At 68.2% G+C, this 21,199-nt stretch carries 19 protein-coding genes; 7 read left to right on the plus strand and 12 right to left on the minus strand.

The genetic code is table 11. From position 1 onward, the window contains the following. The 5 genes from BM397_RS15270 (at position 1) to BM397_RS15290 (ending at position 3,304) form a co-directional block, all read left to right on the plus strand. A complete protein-coding gene (locus BM397_RS15270) occupies positions 1-708 on the plus strand; it encodes a flagellar hook-basal body complex protein (RefSeq protein ID WP_092425597.1) in 708 nt (235 codons plus the stop codon). A gap of 73 nt (positions 709-781) precedes the next feature. Further along, on the plus strand, positions 782-1,567 hold the full coding sequence (gene flgG, locus BM397_RS15275) for a flagellar basal-body rod protein FlgG (RefSeq protein WP_092425600.1): 786 nt from the start codon (positions 782-784) through the stop codon (positions 1,565-1,567). A gap of 2 nt (positions 1,568-1,569) precedes the next feature. Continuing rightward, positions 1,570-1,989, plus strand: coding sequence for a flagellar basal body P-ring formation chaperone FlgA (gene flgA / locus BM397_RS15280; protein WP_092425602.1), 420 nt, complete (start codon positions 1,570-1,572; stop codon positions 1,987-1,989). 3 nt (positions 1,990-1,992) lie between these two features. Continuing rightward, a complete protein-coding gene (gene flgH, locus BM397_RS15285) occupies positions 1,993-2,721 on the plus strand; it encodes a flagellar basal body L-ring protein FlgH (protein ID WP_092425604.1) in 729 nt (242 codons plus the stop codon). A 7-nt stretch (positions 2,722-2,728) separates the two neighbouring features. Then, positions 2,729-3,304 carry a flagellar basal body-associated FliL family protein gene (locus BM397_RS15290; RefSeq protein WP_176806685.1) on the plus strand — a complete coding sequence of 192 codons (576 nt, stop codon included), beginning with the start codon at positions 2,729-2,731 and terminating at the stop codon, positions 3,302-3,304. A gap of 6 nt (positions 3,305-3,310) precedes the next feature. Here BM397_RS15290 and BM397_RS15295 read toward each other — a convergent pair whose 3' ends face one another. From BM397_RS15295 to BM397_RS15350, 12 genes are all read right to left on the minus strand, one after another. Further along, the gene (locus BM397_RS15295) at positions 3,311-3,754 is read right to left on the minus strand and encodes a hypothetical protein (protein ID WP_092425606.1); all 444 of its coding nucleotides are present in this window, start codon (positions 3,752-3,754) and stop codon (positions 3,311-3,313) included. After that, a complete protein-coding gene (locus tag BM397_RS15300; protein WP_092425608.1) occupies positions 3,751-4,845 on the minus strand; it encodes an EscU/YscU/HrcU family type III secretion system export apparatus switch protein in 1,095 nt (364 codons plus the stop codon). The genes BM397_RS15295 and BM397_RS15300 overlap by 4 nt, the downstream gene beginning before the upstream one ends. Before the next feature lie 6 nt (positions 4,846-4,851). Then, on the minus strand, positions 4,852-5,619 hold the full coding sequence (locus tag BM397_RS15305; RefSeq protein WP_092425610.1) for a flagellar biosynthetic protein FliR: 768 nt from the start codon (positions 5,617-5,619) through the stop codon (positions 4,852-4,854). Beyond that, positions 5,616-7,637 (minus strand): flagellar biosynthesis protein FlhA, encoded by a 2,022-nt coding sequence (flhA, locus tag BM397_RS15310; RefSeq protein ID WP_092426185.1) that lies wholly within the window; start codon positions 7,635-7,637, stop codon positions 5,616-5,618. Before flhA ends, BM397_RS15305 begins: the two co-directional genes overlap by 4 nt. Before the next feature lie 66 nt (positions 7,638-7,703). Further along, positions 7,704-8,474, minus strand: coding sequence for a transglycosylase SLT domain-containing protein (locus BM397_RS15315; protein ID WP_245696090.1), 771 nt, complete (start codon positions 8,472-8,474; stop codon positions 7,704-7,706). Positions 8,475-8,636: 162 nt separating this feature from the next. Next, positions 8,637-11,135 (minus strand): hypothetical protein, encoded by a 2,499-nt coding sequence (locus BM397_RS15320; RefSeq protein ID WP_092425614.1) that lies wholly within the window; start codon positions 11,133-11,135, stop codon positions 8,637-8,639. Next, positions 11,132-12,001 (minus strand): flagellar motor stator protein MotA, encoded by an 870-nt coding sequence (gene motA / locus BM397_RS15325; protein WP_092425617.1) that lies wholly within the window; start codon positions 11,999-12,001, stop codon positions 11,132-11,134. The genes BM397_RS15320 and motA overlap by 4 nt, the downstream gene beginning before the upstream one ends. A gap of 64 nt (positions 12,002-12,065) precedes the next feature. Continuing rightward, positions 12,066-13,190 (minus strand): flagellar basal body P-ring protein FlgI, encoded by a 1,125-nt coding sequence (locus tag BM397_RS15330; RefSeq protein WP_245696091.1) that lies wholly within the window; start codon positions 13,188-13,190, stop codon positions 12,066-12,068. Further along, positions 13,190-14,191: a flagellin gene (locus BM397_RS15335; RefSeq protein WP_092425619.1), complete on the minus strand. Its 1,002-nt coding sequence runs from the start codon at positions 14,189-14,191 to the stop codon at positions 13,190-13,192. The genes BM397_RS15330 and BM397_RS15335 overlap by 1 nt, the downstream gene beginning before the upstream one ends. An 11-nt stretch (positions 14,192-14,202) precedes the next feature. Next, the gene (locus BM397_RS15340; protein WP_092425622.1) at positions 14,203-15,663 is read right to left on the minus strand and encodes a FlgK family flagellar hook-associated protein; all 1,461 of its coding nucleotides are present in this window, start codon (positions 15,661-15,663) and stop codon (positions 14,203-14,205) included. Positions 15,664-15,747: 84 nt separating this feature from the next. After that, positions 15,748-17,046, minus strand: coding sequence for a flagellar hook protein FlgE (locus BM397_RS15345; RefSeq protein ID WP_092425625.1), 1,299 nt, complete (start codon positions 17,044-17,046; stop codon positions 15,748-15,750). 301 nt (positions 17,047-17,347) lie between these two features. After that, positions 17,348-18,178, minus strand: a complete 831-nt coding sequence (locus tag BM397_RS15350; protein ID WP_092425628.1) for a flagellar motor protein MotB — start codon at positions 18,176-18,178, stop codon at positions 17,348-17,350. A 218-nt stretch (positions 18,179-18,396) separates the two neighbouring features. Here BM397_RS15350 and BM397_RS15355 point away from each other — a divergent pair, with 218 nt between their 5' ends. Further along, positions 18,397-20,523, plus strand: coding sequence for a YjbH domain-containing protein (locus BM397_RS15355; RefSeq protein ID WP_245696092.1), 2,127 nt, complete (start codon positions 18,397-18,399; stop codon positions 20,521-20,523). Next, positions 20,520-21,197 (plus strand): YjbF family lipoprotein, encoded by a 678-nt coding sequence (locus BM397_RS15360; RefSeq protein ID WP_092425633.1) that lies wholly within the window; start codon positions 20,520-20,522, stop codon positions 21,195-21,197. Before BM397_RS15355 ends, BM397_RS15360 begins: the two co-directional genes overlap by 4 nt. Positions 21,198-21,199: the final 2 nt, after the last annotated feature.

Consider the following 21,199-nt stretch of genomic DNA (forward strand, 5'->3'; position numbering starts at 1 on the left):
ATGGAAACCGCTGGCTATACCGTCCTATCCCGCCAGAGCGGCCTGATGCGCGAGCTGCAGCTCATCGCCAACAATGTCGCCAACGCCAACACCACGGGCTACCGGCAGCAGGGGCTGATCTTCTCCGAATACATCCGCGCGACGGATCGCGGCGGATCGGTCTCGATGAGCGCCGCACATGTGCGCGACAGCTCCTTCGTCCAAGGCGCGATCACCCGCACCGGCGCCTCCCTCGACCTGGCAATCGAGGGGGACGGGTTCTTCACCGTCCAGACCCCGGCGGGCGAGCGGCTCACCCGCAGTGGCGCCTTCACCACCAGCGCCCAAGGCGACCTGGTCACCCATGACGGCCACCCGGTGCTCAGCGCCGGGGGCGGGCCGGTCTTCGTACCTCCGGGCCAGCTCGCGGTCGCCCGCGACGGCACGCTCAGCAGCGACGGCACGCCCGTCGGCCAGATCGGGCTCGTCCGACCGCCCGACGCCGGAGCCCTGGAGCGCGAGGGGGCCACCCTCTTCCGCGCCCCGGATGGGACGGAACCCGTCGAGAATCCAAAAATAATCCAGGGCGCGCTGGAATCGTCAAACGTCGATCCGATCCTGCAACTGGCCCGACTGATCGAGGTCCAGCGTGCCTACGAGCTGGGTCAGACCTTCCTCGACCGCGAGGATGAACGCCAGCGCACCGCCATCAAGACCCTGTTCACCTGACCCCGCACCAGCGTCCAGACCTGACCCGAACCATCCACAGTGAAAGACAAGTCATCAGACAAGGAGGCCCCCAATGCGCGCCCTGAAAATCGCCGCCACCGGCATGAGTGCCCAGCAGATGCGGGTCGAGGTGATCTCGCACAACCTCTCGAACATGAGCACCACGGGCTACAATGCCCGCCGTGCCGAATTTGCCGACCTGCACTACCAGCAGTTGCACCGCGCGGGCACAATCAGCGCCTCGGACGGCACCATGTTGCCCACCGGCGTGCAGCTCGGCCTTGGGGTGCGCCCCGCGGCGGTCTCCGTCAATCTCGCGCAAGGCAGTTCCTCGGCCACGGGGGCCGATCTCGACCTCGCCATCGAGGGCAAGGGCTATCTCGAGGTCACGCTGCCTTCGGGCCTGCCGGGCTACACCCGCGACGGCGCGCTGAAACGCAGCGCGGAGGGGCTCATCGTCACCTCCGAAGGCCTTCCCGTCGCGCCCGAGATCACCATTCCCGAGGATGCCAAGAGCATCTCGATCAACCCCCAGGGCGAGGTCTACGCCTATTTCGACAATGCGGTGGCGGCGCAGCTGCTCGGCCAGTTCACCATCACCGGCTTCACCAACCCGCGCGGGCTGGAGGCGATCGGCAGCAACCTCTTCACCGAGACCGAAGCCTCGGGTCCGCCACTGCAGGGCACCGCCGGGATCGAAGGGCTGGGCATGCTGCGCCAGGGCTACCTCGAGGAAAGCAGCGTCGATCCGATCTACGAGATCACGGAGCTGATCGAGGCACAGCGCGGCTACGAGCTCAATTCGAAGGTGATCACCACGGCGGACCAGATGCTCGCAGCCACGGTGCAGGTACGCTGATCATGCGGCGCGCTCTGCTCCTGCTGATGCTCGTCGCCCCGCCCGCCGGGGCCGAGATCGTCGTTGCCACCCGCACCATTCGCGCGCAGGAGGTCATTGCCCCCGAGGCCGTCCGTGTGGCTGCGCGCGAGGCCGAGGGCGCGGCCAGAACGCTGGAGGCGGTGGTCGGCCGCGAGACCCGTGTCGCCGTTTACGCCGGCCAGCCACTGATGACCGCGCAGCTTGCCGAACCCGCACTGGTGGAGCGCAATCAGCTGGTCGAACTGATCTACACCCACGCAGGGCTGCGCATCGCCACCGAGGGCCGCGCCCTGTCCCGTGGCAGCGCCGGTGATCGGATCCGCGTGATGAACCTGTCCTCTCGCAACCTTCTCGTCGGCATCATCGAGCCCGGCGGCAAAGTCGATGTCTCGCCGGAGTAAGCCATGATCTGTCGGTTCATCCTGTTCTTCGGCCTGCTGGGTCTCGCCGCCTGCACACGGTTCGATCACCTCGGCAAACCGCCCAGTTTCACCCCGAAGGAAACCGGTGCGGAACATGCGGCAATGGCCTATTCCTCGGCCGCGGACCCCGGCCTGCCGCTGCGGGTGACCGATCACGCTTCGCTCTGGAGCGGCGCGCGTGGCTCGCTGCTCGGCGATCGCCGCGCCATGCGCGCCGGCGACATCCTCACCGTGGTGATCGAGATCGACGAACGCGCGGAGATCTCCAATTCCACCGACCGCTCGCGCTCGGGGTCCGAGAGCCTCGGCATCCCCGAGTTTCTCGGCTACCCGCAGCGCCACGAGGCGACGATGACCGACGGCACCTCGCTGGCCACGGCGGTAGACATCAGCAGCGCCAGCAGCGCCAGCGGCGACGGGTCGGTCAAGCGCAACGAAAAACTGACGCTGCGCGTCGCCGCGACGGTCACCAAGATCCTGCCCAACGGCGTGCTCGAAATCTCCGGCCTGCAGGAGGTGCGGGTCAATTTCGAGATGCGCGAACTGCTCGTCTCCGGTTTCGTGCGGCCCGAGGACATCTCGCGCCAGAACGAGATCACTTACGACAAGATCGCCTCGGCGCGGGTCTCCTACGGCGGGCGCGGCCAGATCAGCGACATGCAGCAGCCCCGCTACGGCCAGCAGGCGCTCGACGTGATCCTGCCGTTCTAAGGACGCTTTGGTGAAAAAACTTCTCCCCCTCCTTCTCGCACTCATCGGCACCGGCGCGGGCATCGGAGCCGGGCTCTTCCTTGCGCCTGGCACCGGCGGCGACGATCATGCCTCCGGGACCGGCGCCGAGGCTTCGGCGCATGACGCCGCCCCTCCCGACGACGGCACCGGCGCGGAGGGCCACGGTGCACCGGCCGATCACGGGTCGGCAGTTTCGGCAGGCGCGGATCACGGCGACGCTGCCGAAGGGCACGGCGCAGAGACGGAATTCGTCAAACTCAACAACCAGTTCGTCGTGCCGGTGGTGGCGGACTCGCGGGTCGTCGCACTGGTCGTTCTGGCGATCTCGCTCGAGGTCACCGCCGGCAGCGCCGCCGGCGTCTTCGAGGAAGAGCCGAAACTCCGGGACAGCTTCCTGCGCACGCTCTTCGACCACGCCAATATCGGCGGGTTCGACGGCAATTTCACCGAGACGCCGCGCATGGACGCGCTGCGCCGGGTGCTCTTTGAAGCCGCCCGCAACGCGCTCGGCGCGCGGGTAAAGAACGTGCTGATCACGGATATCGCCCGGCAGGACAACTGAAGCATCTCAAAGCCCCGGCTCTCCGTCCTCATCCGCCCGCCACATCCGGAGCGCCGCGAGGTTTTCGAGACCGCGTTCGTCTGCCGCGAGCCGGCGGTCCGCCCTTGCCTTGCGGACAGATTCGACGATGCGGCGGGCGGCCTCTTCACGGGAAAAGGCATCCCGAGCCAGAGCGCCGCTATATCCCTGTCGCGCCCGCGCCTCGGCGATGCCGAGCTGGAGCGCGGTGCGCCGGCGCTGCAGTTCGCCCTGCCAGAGCATTCCCATCCCAAGCATCTGGTGCGCCCCCAGGCGGAGGCCATCCACCAGCGCATCACGGCGCAGCCCATCGATGGCGTCGCGCCCGGCCCGCAGGGCCCTTTCGGCTTCCAGGTCGCGCCGGTAGAGGCTCAGCGCCCGCTCCCGGAGAAGCGCGGCGATGCGCAGCAGGTCCGTCTCGGCTCCGCTCATGGGCCGCCCCTCCACCCACGCCGAGCGCGCGCGCGCATCTCTTCCGAAAAGCGGATGGCCGCGGCCACCGGACGGTAGAACTCCGGCGCGATCTCATGGCCGATCTCGGTCGTGGCGTAAAGCGCGCGCGCGGTGACTGGATCGGAATGCAGCGGCACCCCGTGCTCCACCGCGATCTCACGCATGCGCCGGGCGATCTCGTCCCGGCCCTTGGCAATGCACTTGGGGGCCGAACCAGGGGCGCGGCTCCATTGCAGGGCGACCGCGACATGGGTCGGGTTGGTGATCACCACGTCGGCGCGCGGCAGCTCGGCGATCATGCGGCTCAGCGCGATCTCCTGCGCCCGAGCCCGCCGCTGCTGCTTGTACAGCGGATCCCCCTCGGCCTCTTTCTGTTCGTCGCGCAGCTCCTTCTGGGACATTCGGTTGCGACGCAGATGCTCGGCCCGCTGCCAGAGCTGATCGAGCCCGCCGAGCGCCAGCGCCACAAACACGGCGAGCCCCAGCAAATCGCGCATGAGACGTGCCAGGAGCTGCGCCGCCTCTCCGGGCGCGAGAGCAACGCTGGCGGCGATCTGTTCGAGCCGCGACGACAGGAACAGGCCCAGCACCGAGGAATAGAGACAGAGCTTTCCCAGGCTCTTGGAAAACTCGAAAAGACCGCGCCGCCCATACTTGTTGCGCGCGTTCTCCAGCGGCGAGAGCCGTTCGATCTTCGGCATCAGCTTCGACGGGGTGAAGACAAGACCGCGCGTTGCAAGAAGCGCCAAAAGCACCGCGAGCCCGGGAACCAGCAGCCAGGGCCAGATCGCGCCGAGCACATCGCCCATCAGCCCACCGACGATGGCCGCGGCGGGCTCGTCGAAGAACAGCGGGATCAGCCGGTCCGGTCGGTCGATCGGCGCGACCAGCAGCGCGCCGAACCCGTGGAGCGCGCCGGGTCCCGCCGCAAAGGCCACCAGCAGCAGCCCGAGGTAGGCCGCCGCGGTGAGCAGGTCCGGCGCACGCGCGATGTCGCCCTTGCGCCGCGCCTCCGCCAGCTTGTGCGGCGACGGCTCGTGGCTCTTTTCTGCTCCGTCTTCCCCCGCCATGCCGCATCACCGGAATGGGTTCGACAGGAAACTGTCGAGCGCCGACATCCATGCCGCCAGCAGCGCCGGAGCCACCAGCGCCATCAGCGCCACCGCCCCCAGGGTGATCACCGGCGCGCCGACAAAGGCAACCATCAGCTGCGGCATCGCCTTGTTGATGAAGCCCAGCGTCAGGTTGTAGAGCGCCGAGAGGATCACGAAGGGGGCTGCCAGCGAGAAGGCCAACGCAAAGGCACGGCTGGCTTCTGCGCGGCTGACCGCCGCCAGCACCGCCAAATCGGGAAGCCTCAGCGGCGGCATCAACTCGTAGGAGAGGATGAGAAAGGCCACCGCCTTGATGTGAAATCCGGTCACCATGAGCAGCGCCAGCGCGGCGACGCTGAGCACATGCCCCAGGGCCGGCATCGGCTCGGTCGCGGCGTTTCCAAGCAGCTGCGAGAGCGAGGTCGCCTGCGCGGCGATGGTGCCCGCGGTCTGCAGCGCAAAGACAAAGAGCCGCAGCATCAGACCGAGGAAAAGCCCGACGGGTGTTTCGCTTGCCAGGGCGCGCAGAAATTGGGCCAGCGAGGGCGGATCCGTCGGCAGCATCGGGCCAACCGCCGGAAGCATCGCGGCGCTGATCAGCATGGCCAGCATCAGCCGCAGGCGCGGCGGCACCCAGGTTTCCCCGAGCCCCGGCAGCGCGAAGAGCGCGGCACCGACCCTCAGCAGGATCAGCAGCCCCAGCCAGAGGCCCTGCGTGCCGAGATCGACCAGCGCGCCGAGCCCGGTCATGCGACCACCAGCCCGACCAGCGCCGGGCGTGCCTCGAGGCCGATCTCCTCGAAAGACAGGACCGGGGTTGCCAGCCCCTTGGCCGCCATGATGGTTCGCAGGAAGCGGCGCCGGCGCGACGAGGTGACCAGCGCGGGGTAGATGCCGCGTGCGCCGGCGTTGCCCACCTCTTCGGCAATGCCGCGGGTCAGCGCCTCGAAGGTCTCGGGCGGCAGCGCCACGTCCAGCACGCCGCGCCCGCCATCGACCTGGTGGCTTGCAAAGGTCTCCTCCCATTCCGCCGCCAGCTGGATCAGCGGGATCGTCCCGTCCTCGCGGCGCATGCCGGCGACGAGCTGGAAGCCGAGCCGCTGACGCACGTGCTCGCAGATCGCCTCGGGCGCGGTTTGCTGTCCGCGCATCTCGGCGACCGCCTCGAGGATCAGCGGCATGTTGCGGATGCTCACCTGTTCCTCGAGCAGCAGGCGCAGCACCGCGTGCAGCGTGTCGATCTGCACCTTGTCGGGGATCAGCTCGTCGAGCAGCCGGCGATTGGCCTCGGCCCGCGCCGCATCGGAGAGCGAGACCATCTCGTCGAGCAGACGGCGCAGCGCCTTGAGCGTCAGAAGTCGGCCGAAGTTGCGCTTGATCACCTCCAGAAGATGCGTCGCCAGCACCTCGGCCGGGGTAACAATGGTAACGCCGGTGAGCGCAGCACGGTCCTGCTCCTCGGGGCGGATCCAGCGGGCCGGGGCGCCGTAAACGGGTTCGGTCACGTCGCGCCCATCGGGCAGCGCGCGGGCATCGTCAGGCACCAGCGCCAGCACCAAGTCCGGGTTCAGCTCGCCGCGCGCCACCTCGACCCCGTGCACGAGGATCACGTAGACCCCGGTGGCCAGCGCCGGCGCGTCGGTGAGCCGGATCTCGGGCAGGATCAGCCCGTAGCTCGCGGCCACGTGCCGCCGCATGTTGGCGATGCGGATATCCAGCCCGGTGCCCGGATCCAGCACCATGTTCACCAGGTCGGGCGCGAATTCGAGGTGAATCTCGTCAAGGTCCAGAACGTCCCCGATGGGCCGCTCGCGCGGCGTCTCCGGGAAGGACTCCGGTGGTGCGGACTCGGCCTTCAGAAGGCGCCCCCGCATCCGCAGCGCCAGCGCGCCCAGCGTCGCGGCCCCCAGCATGAAGGGCACGAACGGCAGCCCCGGCACCAGCGCGAAGAGCGCCATCAGCACGCTGACGGTGCCCAGCGCCGCCGGGTGACGTGCCAGCTGCCCGGCGACCGCCACATCGGTCGCCCCTGTCGCTCCGCCCCTCGCCAGCAGCAGACCCGAGGCGATCGAGATGATCACCGCTGGAATCTGCGAAACCAGCCCGTCGCCGACGGTCAGGATCGCGTAGGTCTCAAAGGCGTTTCCCGGCGCCATGCCATGCACGAAGACGCCCATGATCATGCCCATCACGAGGTTCAGCAGGGTGATCAGCAGCCCGGCAACGGCATCGCCCTTGACGAACTTGGACGCGCCGTCGAGCGAGCCGAAAAAGGTCGTCTCCTGCTGTTCGCGCTCGCGCCTGACCTTTGCCTCGGCATGGTCGATTGCCCCGGCAGACATGTCGCTGTCGATCGCCAGCTGCTTGCCGGGCATGCCGTCGAGCGCGAAACGCGCGCCGACCTCGGCCATGCGCGCGGCGCCCTTGGTGATCACCGCGAAATTCACGATCATCAGCACGCCGAAGACCACGAGGCCCAGGAAGACGCTGCCGCCCATGACGAAATTGGCAAAACCCTCGATCACGTCGCCGGCGGCGCCCGTCCCGGTGTGGCCCTGGCCGATGATCAGCTTGGTCGAGCTGACGTTGAGCGACAGACGCAGCATGAGCGAGCCGAGCAGGATCGTCGGGAAGGAAGAGAAATCCAACGGCCGCTCGATGAACAGGGTGACGGTGAAGATCAGGATCGCCAGGCCGAAGGAGGCCGCCAGCCCGAGGTCGAGCACCAGAGACGGCATTGGCAGGATCATCATCACGATGATCGCCATCAGCGCCACGGCCAGCAGAACCGTGGGCTTGAACAGGCTGGGGGCGGCGACGGGTTCGGTCACGGCTCAGCCCCCGGCCCTGCCGCGCAGGTCGAGGAAGGGGCGCAGGCCGCGGCCCAGCGGTGTCAGAGACCCCGCGGCACGCTGCCCCTCGCCGATCAGAAGCGGAAAGCGGTTCACCAACGGGGCGTTGGCTCCGGGAGACGCGACCGGCGCGTCATCGAGCGCGGCCCGCACGGCGCGGTACCGGGCGATGTAGCGGTCCGCAAATTTCGGCGTGCGGCTGTGATAGGCTGCCACGGCGCGGTCCCAATCGCCCCGCTCCGCCCGCAGGCGCTTGAGAAACCTGGCGGCGTAGGCCGCGTTTTCCTCAGGATCGAACATCTCGTCGGTGGAGGGAAAGGCGCCTCCGTGCCAGCGCAGGTTGACCTGAAAACAGCCAATATCCATGTTCCGACGCCCGCGCGCCACCTGTGCGGCGGCAAAGGCGCGGGCCTCGGCCGCGCTGTCGAACCAATAGCCGTCACCGCCCAGATTTACGGTCCACGGCCAGGGCTGGAGCACGCCGTCACGGCGGCGCCCGGTTTCGACCCGCGTGACAGCGCGCATCACCGGCAGCGGCACCCCCAGGGCGCGCGCGGCCACCATCGCGGCCCGGTCACAGCGCTGCGCATCCCCGGTGGCGGCACGCCCGGCATCTGCCAGCCCCCAAAGCAACAGCCATACGAGCGCCAGTACGAGGCACCGCACCCGCGCGGCGGCAAGACTTCGGAGTCGCCGCAAGTCGAGGCTTGCCGCATCGTACCGAAAGACCGTTCTGGCTCTTGTTTCCGTCATTCCGCATCCTGCAGACTGCTCCGCCGGTCTAGGCGGATTCGCTTTCGATTTCCTTTCCACGCCTATCCCGCCGGCAGACCTTTTTCCTGCCTCAGCCCCTACATCACGCCCCTACATCACGCCCCTGCATCCCGCCTCAGCGCCCTGCCCCCAGAACGCCCCTCAAAACTCGGGCAGCGCACTCCCGGCCAGCAGCGCGCGGACCGTGTCGATGGTATCCTGTCCGCTCTCGGCCAAGGCCTTGCCCTGTGCCAGCGACAATGGGCCGAGGTCGGGCGGTGCGGCCTGGGCAAGCGCCGCGGCCTCCGCCCGCAGCGGATCGACACCACCCGCGGTCGCATCGAGATCCCCCGCAAGCCATGCGAGCCGGGCAGCGTTCTCGGCGTCTCCAAGCTCGGCATAGGCAGTGCGGGCGAAGTCATAGTCTCCCATCGCCTCGCGCGCCGCGGCCCGCAGGCGCAGCACGTCATTGCCCTGTAGGCCGATCAGGGCGATTTCCGCTTCTTCCGGCTGCTGCTGCGCGAGCTTTCCGCGCGCCTGCAACAGCCGCCAGTCGTGCAGCTGCCCGGGCGGCGCGGGACCGGCCAGCCATGTGCCGGCTGCCTCGGGCAGCCCGAGCGCCAGCAAGCGATCCGCGATCCGCAGGGCCAGGCGCGGCGATGCCGGCGCCAGCGCAATGTTTTCCGGATCCATCGCGTGGCGCAGGAACTTGCCGTCATCTCCCGCATCGGTGAGCGCGCCCAGCGCCTCGGTCCGGGCCTGCAGAGCCGTCTCGGTGGCCACGTCGCCGGGGGCAGCGATCTCGGCAAAAGCACGGTCGAACTCGCCGCTCGCCCAGGCCGCACGCACGTGCGTCAGCCAGAGCGTATCACGCGCGTCGGTGGTGCGCCGCTCGGTGCTATAAGCCGCGGTCAGATCAACCATGCCGGGCGCCACCGGCTGGCCCTCCTCTGCGGCAAGCTCGATGCTTTCGACCGCCGCGGCCACGCCCAGCTCCCCGGGCGCGGCGATCAGCTCGGACAGGAGCGCCCCCGCCTCCGCGGGGTTGCCGCTGGCGCGGGCGATGCGCGCCGAAGCGAGCTGCATCTCCTCGGTGCTGCGCCCGAGTGCCCGGGCGAGCCGCGAGAGGACATTTCGGGCCGCATCGTTGTGCCTTTCTTCGACGAGACGTTCCGCCAGCCTCGGCCCCAGGGACTGCCGCAGGCCGAGCGGCAGCTCCTCGAAGGCACTCATGACCGCGGGGATCGCGATCTCCGCGTTTTCGGGCAAACCCCGCGCCCCGAGCACCGCCCAGAGCGCGGCACGACCCGGACATTCGCTCTGTCCGGCGAAAACGCCCGCGGGATCGCTGCCGCCCTCGCTCAGCGTCGCCAGTGTCATGAGCACCGGGTCGGGAAGGTCATCCTCGAGCCGCAACAGTGCCCGCGCCTCGGCGCCGAAGCCGAGAGACACGTAGAGCCGCGCCAGATCGCGCTGCACCGCACCATCGACCCGGTCGAACTCGCCCAAAAGCCGGCCGCGCAGCTCTCCGATCCGCGCAACGGCCCCGGCCTCGCCGCCAGTCCCGAACCAGCCCGGGACATCGAGCCGCCGGTCATCGAGACAGGCGCGCTGGCCGCCGATCCGCAGCACCGAGGAGGAGCCGAATCCCTGGGCGGGAGACCCGGTGACCAGCTCGGCGCCGAGCGGGTCGCTGGTCGGGGCACTCGTCTGGGCACTGCTCTGGGCCGAAGGCTGCACGCCGCCTGTACCGGGAACCGCCTCGCCCCGGTTCGCGGTCTCCGACGGGGCGCGCCCGGGGCCATCGGCGTCGAGCAAGCCCTGGGTCGCCCCAAGCGCGAGTTGTTCGGCAAGCGCGCGGCCGAAGTCGTCGGCGATCTCGCGCTCGGCCTGCGTCGCCTCGGCCTGTGCCGCCAATGCCGGCCCCGGGTCGAAGACCGGCAAGAGGGAACGCGCCCCTGCCGCATCGGACAGGCCCGGGAGAAGCCCAAGATCAACCCCGGCGCCAGCTGCTCCAGCGGCCGCGCCCTCCTGGGCCGTCTGGGCCGTGGCGACAACGACCGCGGGCGCCTGCGCAAACCCCGGTCCAGCTTCCGGGCCAAACTCGGCGCCAGCCCCCTGTCCAGACCTCTGTCCAGACCTCTGTCCAGTCTCCGGTCCGGATGACGACCCGGGCACCGTGCCGGGCGACGACACGGACGCGCGGAGCGCCTCTGTTGAAAACGCTGCAGGTGGCGCGGTCGGCCCGGGCAGCGGTTCGTCAGCGCGCCGTGCCCTGATGTCGAGCACCGCCATCCGACCGTCATGTTGCGACGCATCGACGATGCAGTCGCAGGCCAGGCGCAGTTCGAGTCCCCTGCCGCCGTCCAGCGCGGTCACTTCCGAGAGACGCTCGCCTCCGATCCTCCGGAAGACACCATCGAGCGCAAAATCGAAGCCCGCACTGTCCAGTTCGATCCGGTAGATACGCTCCGCCGCGACCTTTCCCTGCCAACCGACACCGGCAGGGAGATCGAGCACCAGCCGCGTGAAGCCTGCATGTTCGCCACTGCGCACCTCGATCGTCTGAGCGACCACGGCGCACGGCAGCAAGGCGAACAGGCAGCACAGGCGGCACAGGCGCGCGATGCCTCTGGCGGTTCGACGACAGGCGCGCCTCATGCCGCCTCCTGCTTGACCGATTTCAGCGCCTCCTCGAGATCGACGAAGCTTGGCCGGAAATGCGCCGGTGTGTTCTGGCGGCCGACCTCGATGCAGATGTTGGTTGCGTGGTTGTGCAAGTTGGCCACCAGCACCTCGCGGATCAGCTTGTAGAAATGCAGGTCCTCTCCGACCACGGATTTCACCTTGTTGGCGAAGGGCCCCATGAACCCATAGGCGAGGAAAACCCCGAGGAAGGTGCCCACCAGCGCGCCGCCGATCAGCTTGCCCAGCACCTCCGGCGGCTGATCGATCGAGGCCATGGTCTTGATCACCCCGAGCACCGCCGCCACGATCCCCAGCGCCGGCAGGGAGTCCGCCATGCTCTGCAGCGCGTGGCTGGAATGCATGAGATGCTCCTCCATCGCCTCGATGCGCTTGTCGAGCACCTCCTCGACCTGGTGCGGATCGTCGTAGTTCATCGACATCGACCGCATGGTGTCGCAAATCAGTTCGATGGCGACCTTGTCGGACTGGATCTTGGGGTATTTCGAGAAGATCGCCGACTCGCCCGGCGATTCCACGTGTTCCTCGATCGCCACGGGGCTCTGCCGCGCAAGCTTGATCAGCTCGAAGAGCAGGCACAGCAACTCCTTGTAGTCGCCGGGTTTCCATTTCACCCCCTTGAACACCTTGCCGATGTCCTTGAGCGTGTGCTTCACCACGCCGCCATCATTGCCGAGCAGGAAAGCTCCAGCCGCCGCCCCGCCGATCATCATCATCTCGAAGGGCAGCGACTTTATGATGATCGCCATCTTGCCCCCCGCGGCCAGGTAGCCGCCGAAGACCATGCCGAAGATGACAACTATGCCGATGATGCCGAGCATCCGGTGACTCCTTCACCCCTGGTTTTCAGCAACTGCCGGTGCGGCGAACGGCCCGCCGCCCGGCTCACATGACGACGAATTCCGCATGAAGCGCGCCCGCCGCCTTGATGCTCTTGAGTATGTCGATCATGTCGCGCGGCGAGACGCCCAGCGCATTGAGCCCGGCGATCACCTCGGAGAGCGAGGTCCCGCCCGGGACCTCGGCAAGGCCGATGCCCGGCTCCTCGACGATCTCCGCATTGGTGCGGGGCACGACGATGGTCTCGCCCTCGGCAAAGGGGTTGGGCTGTACCACCAGCGGCGCCTCGTCGATGCGCAGTGTGAGATTGCCCTGCGAGACCGCGACCCGCGAGATGCGCACGTCCTCGCCCATGACGATGGTGCCGGAGCGCTGGTCGACCACCACCCGGGCGCGGCGCTGCGGCTGGACCGGCAGGTTCTCGATCGCCGCCACCGCCCGCGCCGGGGACCCTGCACCGGTCTGCCGCAGGTCGACCGACACCGTTCCTGCGTCGAGCATCTGGGCTGCGGCGGATCCGACCGCGGCGTTGATTGCCTGCTCGATCCGGCCCGCGGTGGTGAAATCCGGCTCCCTCAGGGCAAGACGCAACGTCGACAGCCGGGTGAAGTCGAACTCCACCTCGCGCTCGATCCGCGCCCCGGCCGGGATCACCCCGGAGGTGGGAACCCCCTGAACCACCCGCGCCGCGGCACCCTGCGCGTCGGCCCCGCCGGCAATCACCGTGCCCTGCGCCACCGCGTAGATCTGCCCGTCAGCGGCATTCAACGGCGTCATGATCAGCGTGCCGCCAAGCAGGCTGCTGGCATCGCCGATCGCCGAGACCGTCACGTCGATCTGGCTTCCGGCACGACCGAAGGGCGGCAACCGCCCTGTGACGAAAACCGCCGCCACGTTGCGCGGGCGGAACTGCTCTCCGGTGACATTTACTCCGAGGCGCTCGAGGATGTTCTGCATGATCTCCTCGGTGAAGGGCGCATTGCGCAGCCCGTCGCCGGTACCATTCAGGCCGACCACCAGCCCGTAGCCAACCAGGTCGTTCGACCGCACCCCGTCCATCTCCACCAGATCCTTGATCCGCACCGCCTGCGCTGCCACCTGCGGCGCGGTGCCAAGCACGAGCGCGCCCAGCGCCAGGATCGTCAGGAGGCGGAGCCGCGCAGATCGCATTACAGGAAGTCCACCAGTGACAACTGCGACGAGCGCGCGGTGATCGCGTAGAGGCTTTCGAGCTGCGCCCGAACGTTCTCGTAGCGCGCTGCCGCCTCGAAGCTGTCGGTCCCAACCAGCTCGACCCGCATCATGCTCAGCGCCGTGCGCTGCGCCGCGTTGCGCGCGGTCACCTCCTCGATCCGCGCCTCCTTGGCACCGAGCCCGGCGCGCATCTCTACCAGCCCCTGCTGGTGCCCCAGGAGTTCGCGCCCTGCTTGCGACAGCAATTCGGTCTGCACCTCGGGCGCAAGCGCCAGCGTGTCATCCGTTGCGAGCGCCGCCTTGGCGACGGATTTCAGCACGGCGCGGAACACAGCGTCGTCACCGCGCACATCCAGCGCAACCGACTCGCCGGTGCCAAGGCGGATCGGGCTGGCATCCTCGGTGGCCCCGAGATAGCCCGACGTCTCGAAACTGCCGCCGACCGTGTCGAACCAGGCGTCCAGAGCGGTGTCGATATCATCAGCCGTGGTCTGACCCGCGAGCGCGCTTCTCAGATCGGCGAGCATCGTGTCGAGACCGGCCACCGCGGGCGTGTCATTCGCGGTGCCGGAAAAGAGGAAACGTCCGCCGATGTTGCGGTTGAGCCCGCCCAGGACCTGCCCCATGGCGTTCTGCGCCTCTTCGGCAAAGGTTTCGCGCATTTCCTGCGTGGGTGTCAGCTCGGCCGAAAGCAACACCTGCGACAACAGCTCGACCCGGCCCTGAATCTCCTCGAGCGTGGTCTGCATTGTCGCCGCCCGCGCCGCGGCCTCGGTCGTGCTGATGCGAAAGGCTTCGAGGCGCGACAGATCGCGGTCGAGCGCCACCAGCCCCGTGACGTCGCCCTGCAGGTGCCGCGCCGGATCGCGCACGAACCCCGTGGCGATCTCGACCCCGAGCTGGTCCAGCTCGCGGTTGAGCCGGGTGTGATGCGTCCCCAGAACGAGGCTGCGTGCCAGGTCTCCGACCGTGTCCATGTCCATTCTCCTCAGATGGCGAGCAGCCGCTGCATCAGCTCGTCCACGACGCTGACGACCCGCGCATTGGCGGCATAGCTCTGTTCGATGCGGATCAGTGCCTGCAGCTCGGCGTCGGTATCGACCCCCTTCGACAATTCGATCTCGCGCAGCGCCGTGTTCCGGGCCTGCGTGAAGCTCAGCGCGTCCTCGGCCCGCACCCGGGTCAGCGACATCGCCGAATGGAATTCGGCCACGTGTTGCGCGAAGCCCTTGCTGCCGGTGCCGAGGCTGGCGGAGGCGGGGACGGTCAGGGCCTCCATCGCCGCCATGTAGCCGGTGATCAGCGTCGCATCACCGACCGGACCTTGGCTCGCCGCGCCCAGCCCGTCGCGCAACCGCCAAGGGCCCCCTCCCTCGGGATCGACCAGGGCGTTGAGCGTGATGCGCCCCGCAAGACCGGCCTCGTCCAAGGGATCGAAAGCCGCCCCGGCGTCGGTGAAAAGCCCGGGATCCCCCGCCGCCAGCGTTGTGTCCGGCCCGCCAGGGGCGAAGCGGTCGATCAGGTCGCGCGACAGCCCGTCGAGACCGGCCTGTAGCTCGGGGGCCAGTACGTCGCGGATCTGCAGCTGCGCCCCGAGGGTGCCGCCGCCCAGCGGACCGCTGTTGCTGCTCGAAATGGCCACGCCGTTGAGCGACAACTCCGAGAGCGCGCCGCCCGCGAGCGTCATCGCGGCGTCAATCGCCCCGGTGGCGGTGAAGCCTATCTCGGCCGGGGCGCTGTTGATCGTCGGGTCTAGCAGCACGGTGCCGGAGGCGGCATAGAGCGCCTGCGCCCCGAGCGGCCGCTCGACAACGCGCAGCGGCACGATCTCGGCCAACTCGTCGATCACCCGCTGGCGCTCGTCCTTCAGCGAGGCGGCATCTCCCTTGCGGATGACCTCGGCCGAGATCGCCTCGTTCAATGCGCGCACACGCGCGAGGCCTATGTTCAGCCGGTCCACCTGGCGCGCGATGGAGGCATCCGCCTCGACCCGGCTCTGCTGCAGCTCGAAGCTGAGCGTGTTCAGCGTGTCGGTGAAATCCAGTCCGGCCTGCGCCAACGTCTGCAACCGCTGCGTCGAGGCCGGGTCGGCGGCGGCAGAAACCAGCGCGGTCTCGAAGACCGAGAGGCGGCCGGTGAGCGAGCCCGCCGCGCCGCTTTCGCCGACAACCCCGCCGAAGCGCGTGGCAAAAGCCTCCATGTCGGAGGCGAAGCCGGCAGCGGCGTCCGACAGCCGCCGGTCCGACAGCACCGCGGAATCGACGAGACGGGTCACCCCGAGCACGGTCACCCCGCCGTGGCTGCCGCTGCCGCGCGACGCCGTGTCCAGCACACGTCGGCCGTAATTTTCCGTGGTGGCATTGGCGATGTTGGATGCAACGACGGTGGCCGCCCGGCTGTTCGCCGTGAGCCCGCTTGTCGCGTTGGAAAGCGCTCCGGTCAGGGACATGCGCCGATCTCCTCTGGAATTGCGTCTTGCGTGACGCCCAGCACCCGGAACCTGCCGTCAGCTCAGGCCCCGCGGCGCGGACGGTCAGCGTTTGATATTGGTCGTCTCCTGCAGCATCTCGTCGACGGTCTGGATCACCTTGGCGTTCGACGAGTAGGCCCGCTGGGTCTGGATCAGGTCGGTCAGCTCCTGCGCCACGTCGGTGGTCGATTCCTCGCGCGCATAGGACTTGATGTCCCCGGTCGGCCCGTCGCCCGCGTCCCACAGGAAGTAGGACCCGCTTTCCGGCGATGGCTTGAAGGTCTGGTTGTCCATCGGGATCATGCCGTTCGGGTTCGGCAGGTCGGCCAGCGGGATCTGGTAGATCGTCTTGCTCACGCCGCTGTCGTAGAGCGCGTTGACATAGCCGTTCTCGTCCACCTCGACCGAGACCATGTTGCCCACCGGCGAGCCATCCTTGTTGATCGAGATCGGCGCGAAGCTGTTCGACAGCTGCGACAGGCCAATGGTGTCGCCGATCGCACCGATGTCGAATTCGATCGGCCCGCCGGCGACGGTCACCGTCATCGTCCCGGTGGTGCCGTTGTAGGCGCCGCCCGAGACCGTGGTCACCGTGCTGATCTTGCCCCCCGCCGCGCGCGTGTCGTCGAAGGTCACCACGTATTCGCCGATCACCGCGCCGGCGGAGGCGGAATCGGTCATCTGGATGGTCCATTCGTTGGACATGCCCGTTGCCGGCACCGTCGGCGTGAAGGTCATCGCGATGTTCTGCGACACGCCGAGATTGTCGAAATATTCCACCGACAGGGTTTCCGAGGCGCCGTCCGAATCGGACATCGTCGCGGTGGCGGGCAGGTTCAGGCTCATCGCCACCGAGGTGGTCGGATCGCCTTGCAGATTGAGGCTGAAGCGCACCGGCTCGAGCCCGTCCACCGTGTCGCGCGGGAAGTTGGGGATGGAGCCGTCGATGTCGGCCGGCCAGCCCATCAGGTAGTAGCCCAGCTCGTTCGCCAGGTACCCTTCCTCGTTGATGCGGAAGGAGCCGGTGGAGGTCAGCAAGAGCTCGGGTTCGGATGGGTTGGCATTGTATTGCGGACCGGGGACGACCGGCAGCATCCCCCTGCCCCGCACCGCAAGGTCCGTCGCGCTTTCGGTGGTGACGAGCGATCCCTTCTGGTCGATGACCCGCATGTTCGATGACATCACGCCGCCCGCCGTGTAGGATCGGCCCCCGTCGGTCATCACCAGCGCGTTGAACTCGGTTTCGGCCCGGCGGTAGCCGTAGGTCGAGGAATTGGCGATATTGTCCGAGATCGCCGCCAGCCGGCTGGCATTGGCCGTGAGCCCCGAGACACCGGCGTTCAGAGACGAAGAGATGGTCATGGGCGCACCTTTCTGCTGTCACCTGTTCCCGTCTTCAGGGACACTACGGGCGGCGACTTAACGCGGCGCTAACAGGTAAAATCCCCGGAAAATCCGGCTTCGCCCGCTCGTCTTGACCCGCTCGTCTCCGCCCGCTCGTCTTGGCCCCAGATCGGGCCGAAGACCCCGCCACCGCAGGCGCAGCGGAGTCCGCCCCGCTCGGCGCGAGGCATCTTTCCCAGCGCGGCGCCCTGATCGCGCGTGTCAGGCAGCCGACGCGCTGCCCTGCCCCCGCAGATACGCCCAGCGCACACCCCGCCGTTCACTTGCGCAGGAAGATCACCTCGATCCTGCCGTTGCGCACATCCATGGGATTGCCCCGTGCGGGCTCGCGGTCCGCATGGGCGGTGACCCGCGCGATACGGCTCTTGGCGACGCCTTCACCCTGCAGCAGTTCGCGCATCCGCGAGGCGCGCTCGGCGGAATTCTCCCAGCTGCGGTCGTGCGCCAGCACGATGGGCGACGCGGGCACATGCGCCTCGATGGCGATCGGGTTGCGCACCGTCCGGCCCGCGCCGCTCACGATCTGCGACAGCCGGCGCAACAGGAAGGTCGGATTTCCGCCCTCGTCGAAGAGCCGCGCCTCCGGGGTCTCGAAGAGCTCGACAACCAGCCCCTCGTCGGTGACCCGCGTCACCACATGGCGCATCAGCCCGTCGTCCACCATGCTCTCGCCGCTGCGGGCGGTGAGCCGGTCCCGCAGCTCTTCGAGCTCGGCGGTTTCGGCGGCGGCCTCTGCATCGCCCTCGGTCTCGCTGCCCCGCGCGGCGGTCATCTCTGTTGCGTGGAGCGAGGTCGCGCCAGTGCCCATGCGCGGCAGGACGTTCTCGGAGAAGGTGCTGTCCCCGCCCATCAGCCCGTCGCCGCCGCCCGAGATGCGGGCGACCGCGATGGACGGGTTGAAGTAATCCGCAAGCCCCTTGCGCTGTTTCTCGGTCGTCGCGTTGAGCAGCCACATCAGCATGAAGAAGGCCATCATTGCCGTCACGAAATCCGCGTAGGCAACTTTCCAGGCGCCGCCATGGTGACCATGACCGCCTGCCTTCTTCTTCCGCTTGATGATGACTGGCGCGACATTGCTGTCGACGGCCATATCCACCACTTTCCTTGCACCCCGACGCCGGAATAACGGTCTCGCGGTTACCCCTGCCTTAAAATATCGAAATCTCCGGAGTTTCCGGCCCCGCCCCGGCGGAACCGTGCCGCGATGCCCGAAAGGCTGACGCTACGGAATGCAAATCGTAGACAGGTGTCCTGTTTGCCCTTAGCGTTCTCAAAAAAGGCGTGTGCGCATGGGCGGGTGAGGACGTGATGGCAAGACGTGCGGGTATCGCGGCAATGTTGGCCGGAGCGACGGCGCTGGCAGGCGCCGTTCAGGCGGACACCGTGCCGAGCTTCAACCTCTACGGCCTGCCCGGCCTCATCGACATGCCCGACGCCAACATGGCCCCCGATGCGACGCTGGGGATGACCTATGGCCGCATCGGCACCGCCAACCGCGGCTCGGTGAGCTTCCAGATCGCCCCCCGGCTCATCGGCACCTTCCGCTACACCGGCATCGAGGATTTCGACCACAACGCCTCGGTGGACGGGGTCTATTACGACCGCAGCTTCGACCTGCGCTTCCAGATCCTCACTGAGGGCACGTGGCGCCCGTCGGTGGTGCTCGGCCTGCAGGATTTCATCGGCACCGGCATCTACAGCGGCGAGTATCTCGTCGCCACCAAGACCGTCGCCCCGGGCTGGCAGGTCACCGGCGGTCTCGGCTGGGGGCGCCTCGGCAGCTACAACGGCTTCGACGGCTTCGGTGAGCGCTCCGCGGAAGTCCTCGGCACCGGCGGCCAGCCCACCACCGACCGCTGGTTCCGTGGCGACATCGCGCCCTTCGGCGGCGTCGCCTGGTCGCCGAACGAGCGGCTGACCTTCAAGGTCGAATACTCCTCGGACGCCTATGACATCGAATCCGAACAGGCCGGTTTCGAGCATAATTCGCCAATCAACCTCGGCATGGATTACCGCTTCGCCGGCGGCACGCAGCTGTCGCTCTACTATGCTCATGGCAGCACGCTGGGGGCCCAGCTCACCTATGCGATGAACCCCAGGACGCTCGGCGTTCCCGGCGGTGTCGAAAGCGCGCCCGACCCGGTCAGCCCGCGCAGCCCGGCCGAAACCGCGGACCTCGGCTGGACCACCGACCTTGCCGCCGCCGAGGCCTCGACCCAGGCTCGGCTGGCGCGCAGCCTCGAACGCGAGAGGCTCGATCTCGAGGGCTTCGACCTCGAGCCGCACCGCGCCACGCTGCGACTGCGCAATACGACCTACAGCGCCCCGGCCCAGGCCATCGGCCGCGCCGCGCGGGTGATGAGCCGGGTACTGCCGGGCTCGGTCGAGGAATTCGTGATCGTTCCGTCCGAAAACGGCATGCCGACCTCAGCGGTGACCCTCCGTCGCTCCGATCTCGAGGCGCTGGAGAACGAGGCCGCGGTCGAGATGCTGGCGCGGGCGCGCTTCGACGAGGCCCCGCGCGACACCCCGGCGATGGAGCTCGCGGAATACCCGCGCTTCCTGTGGTCGCTGGCGCCCTCCTTCGGCTATGCCACCTTCGACCCCGACGGTCCGTTGCGCATCGACCTCGGCGCCTCGCTGCGCGGCGAAGTCCAGTTCACCCCGAACATCATCTTCAGCGGCTCGATCAACAAGAAGATCGTCGGCAACCTCGACGAAATCACGCGGGAGTCGGCCTCGGAGCTGCCTCGGGTCCGCACCGATTACGCCGAATACGCGCGTGAGGCCGATCCGCGGATCCCGCGCCTGACGCTGGCCTTCTACGGCAAGCCCGCGAGCCAGTTCTACAGCCGCCTGACCGTGGGCTACCTTGAGGCGATGTACGCCGGGGCCTCGGCGGAACTGCTGTGGAAACCGATGGACAGCCGCCTGGCGATCGGAGCCGAGATCAACTACGTCGAACGCCGCGACTACGACATGCTGTTCGGCCTGCAGGGCAACGAGACCACCGACCCGGTCACCGGCATCACCCGCAGCTTTCCGCATGTGAACGGCCACGTCTCGGCCTATTACGACTTCGGCAAGGGCTACAACGCGCAGCTCGACGTCGGCCGCTACCTCGCCGGCGACACCGGCGCGACGCTGACCTTCACCCGAGAGTTCGTCAACGGCTGGCGGATCGGCGCCTTTGCCACGGTCACCGATGTCTCTGCCGATGATTTCGGCGAGGGATCCTTCGACAAGGGCCTGATATTCACCATCCCGCTGTCCGTCGGCACCGGCAAGCCGTCGCGCAACGACACCACGCTGACCATCCGCTCGGTGCAGCGCGACGGCGGCGCGCGGCTGTCCGTCGACAATCGGCTATACGAGCGCATCCGCGAAAATCACGAGCCCGACGCGGCCGCTTCCTGGGGACGATTCTGGCGATGACCTTCAAGACATGCTGCCGCGCCGGGCTCCTGGCCGGGCTGATCGCCGCACTGGCCGCCTGCGGCAACGACCCCCGCCGCGACCCGGTGCTGCAAACCACCTATACCAGCCTGTTCGGCGGCGGCGGATCCGGGGATCCGAAGCCGGTTTCCGACCAGCAGGTCGCGCAGACGCTTGCCGCCACGGAGTTGCCGGTGATCCGCTTCGGCATCACCGAGCGAAAGGCCGAGGGGCTGGCGCTGGAGATCGAGCGCAACGGCGCGCACCGGACCTACGCCACCTCCGACCGTCTGGCGATCGTGCTGCGCAACGGCATGATAACCGCCACGCGCGGCTTCGGCGGCGATCTGATGTCGGTCGAGGAAGACCAGCTTCTGGCCCTGCTGCGCGCCCGCAGCGCCGGGCAGGCGCGCTACGTGCAGCGTTACCTGACCGCCGAGGGCGTGACCGAGACCCTGAATTTTAGCTGCACGGTCACCCCGGGCCAGAGCTCTGAGATCGCGCAGGGGCTGGTCCGTGCCACGGTCACCGCCCTGCGCGCCGATTGCAGCGACGGCGGCGAGATCGCCTTTACCGACGCCTATCTGGTGGACGGAACCGGAGAGATCCTCACGTCCATGCAATGGCTCGGCGAGACCACCGGCCCGGTCACCCTGCAGCAGCTCCGCCGCTGAGC

It is taken from the genome of Alloyangia pacifica (assembly GCF_900116195.1).
In the GTDB taxonomy this organism is placed as follows: domain Bacteria; phylum Pseudomonadota; class Alphaproteobacteria; order Rhodobacterales; family Rhodobacteraceae; genus Salipiger; species Salipiger pacificus.

What these genes read in the sequence shown, in the direction of transcription:
- flgH (WP_092425604.1), top strand. Translation starts at nt 1,993, where the DNA reads ATGATCTGTCGGTTCATCCTGTTCTTCGGCCTGCTGGGTCTCGCCGCC.
- BM397_RS15335 (WP_092425619.1), bottom strand. Translation starts at nt 14,191, where the DNA reads ATGGACACGGTCGGAGACCTGGCACGCAGCCTCGTTCTGGGGACGCAT.
- BM397_RS15305 (WP_092425610.1), bottom strand. Translation starts at nt 5,619, where the DNA reads ATGACCGGGCTCGGCGCGCTGGTCGATCTCGGCACGCAGGGCCTCTGG.
- BM397_RS15355 (WP_245696092.1), top strand. Translation starts at nt 18,397, where the DNA reads ATGGCAAGACGTGCGGGTATCGCGGCAATGTTGGCCGGAGCGACGGCG.
- BM397_RS15360 (WP_092425633.1), top strand. Translation starts at nt 20,520, where the DNA reads ATGACCTTCAAGACATGCTGCCGCGCCGGGCTCCTGGCCGGGCTGATC.
- BM397_RS15345 (WP_092425625.1), bottom strand. Translation starts at nt 17,046, where the DNA reads ATGACCATCTCTTCGTCTCTGAACGCCGGTGTCTCGGGGCTCACGGCC.
- flhA (WP_092426185.1), bottom strand. Translation starts at nt 7,637, where the DNA reads ATGGCGATCATCGTGATGATGATCCTGCCAATGCCGTCTCTGGTGCTC.
- BM397_RS15340 (WP_092425622.1), bottom strand. Translation starts at nt 15,663, where the DNA reads ATGTCCCTGACCGGAGCGCTTTCCAACGCGACAAGCGGGCTCACGGCG.
- BM397_RS15300 (WP_092425608.1), bottom strand. Translation starts at nt 4,845, where the DNA reads ATGGCGGGGGAAGACGGAGCAGAAAAGAGCCACGAGCCGTCGCCGCAC.
- flgG (WP_092425600.1), top strand. Translation starts at nt 782, where the DNA reads ATGCGCGCCCTGAAAATCGCCGCCACCGGCATGAGTGCCCAGCAGATG.
- BM397_RS15350 (WP_092425628.1), bottom strand. Translation starts at nt 18,178, where the DNA reads ATGGCCGTCGACAGCAATGTCGCGCCAGTCATCATCAAGCGGAAGAAG.
- BM397_RS15315 (WP_245696090.1), bottom strand. Translation starts at nt 8,474, where the DNA reads ATGACGGAAACAAGAGCCAGAACGGTCTTTCGGTACGATGCGGCAAGC.
- BM397_RS15320 (WP_092425614.1), bottom strand. Translation starts at nt 11,135, where the DNA reads ATGAGGCGCGCCTGTCGTCGAACCGCCAGAGGCATCGCGCGCCTGTGC.
- BM397_RS15330 (WP_245696091.1), bottom strand. Translation starts at nt 13,190, where the DNA reads ATGCGATCTGCGCGGCTCCGCCTCCTGACGATCCTGGCGCTGGGCGCG.
- flgA (WP_092425602.1), top strand. Translation starts at nt 1,570, where the DNA reads ATGCGGCGCGCTCTGCTCCTGCTGATGCTCGTCGCCCCGCCCGCCGGG.
- BM397_RS15295 (WP_092425606.1), bottom strand. Translation starts at nt 3,754, where the DNA reads ATGAGCGGAGCCGAGACGGACCTGCTGCGCATCGCCGCGCTTCTCCGG.
- BM397_RS15270 (WP_092425597.1), top strand. Translation starts at nt 1, where the DNA reads ATGGAAACCGCTGGCTATACCGTCCTATCCCGCCAGAGCGGCCTGATG.
- motA (WP_092425617.1), bottom strand. Translation starts at nt 12,001, where the DNA reads ATGCTCGGCATCATCGGCATAGTTGTCATCTTCGGCATGGTCTTCGGC.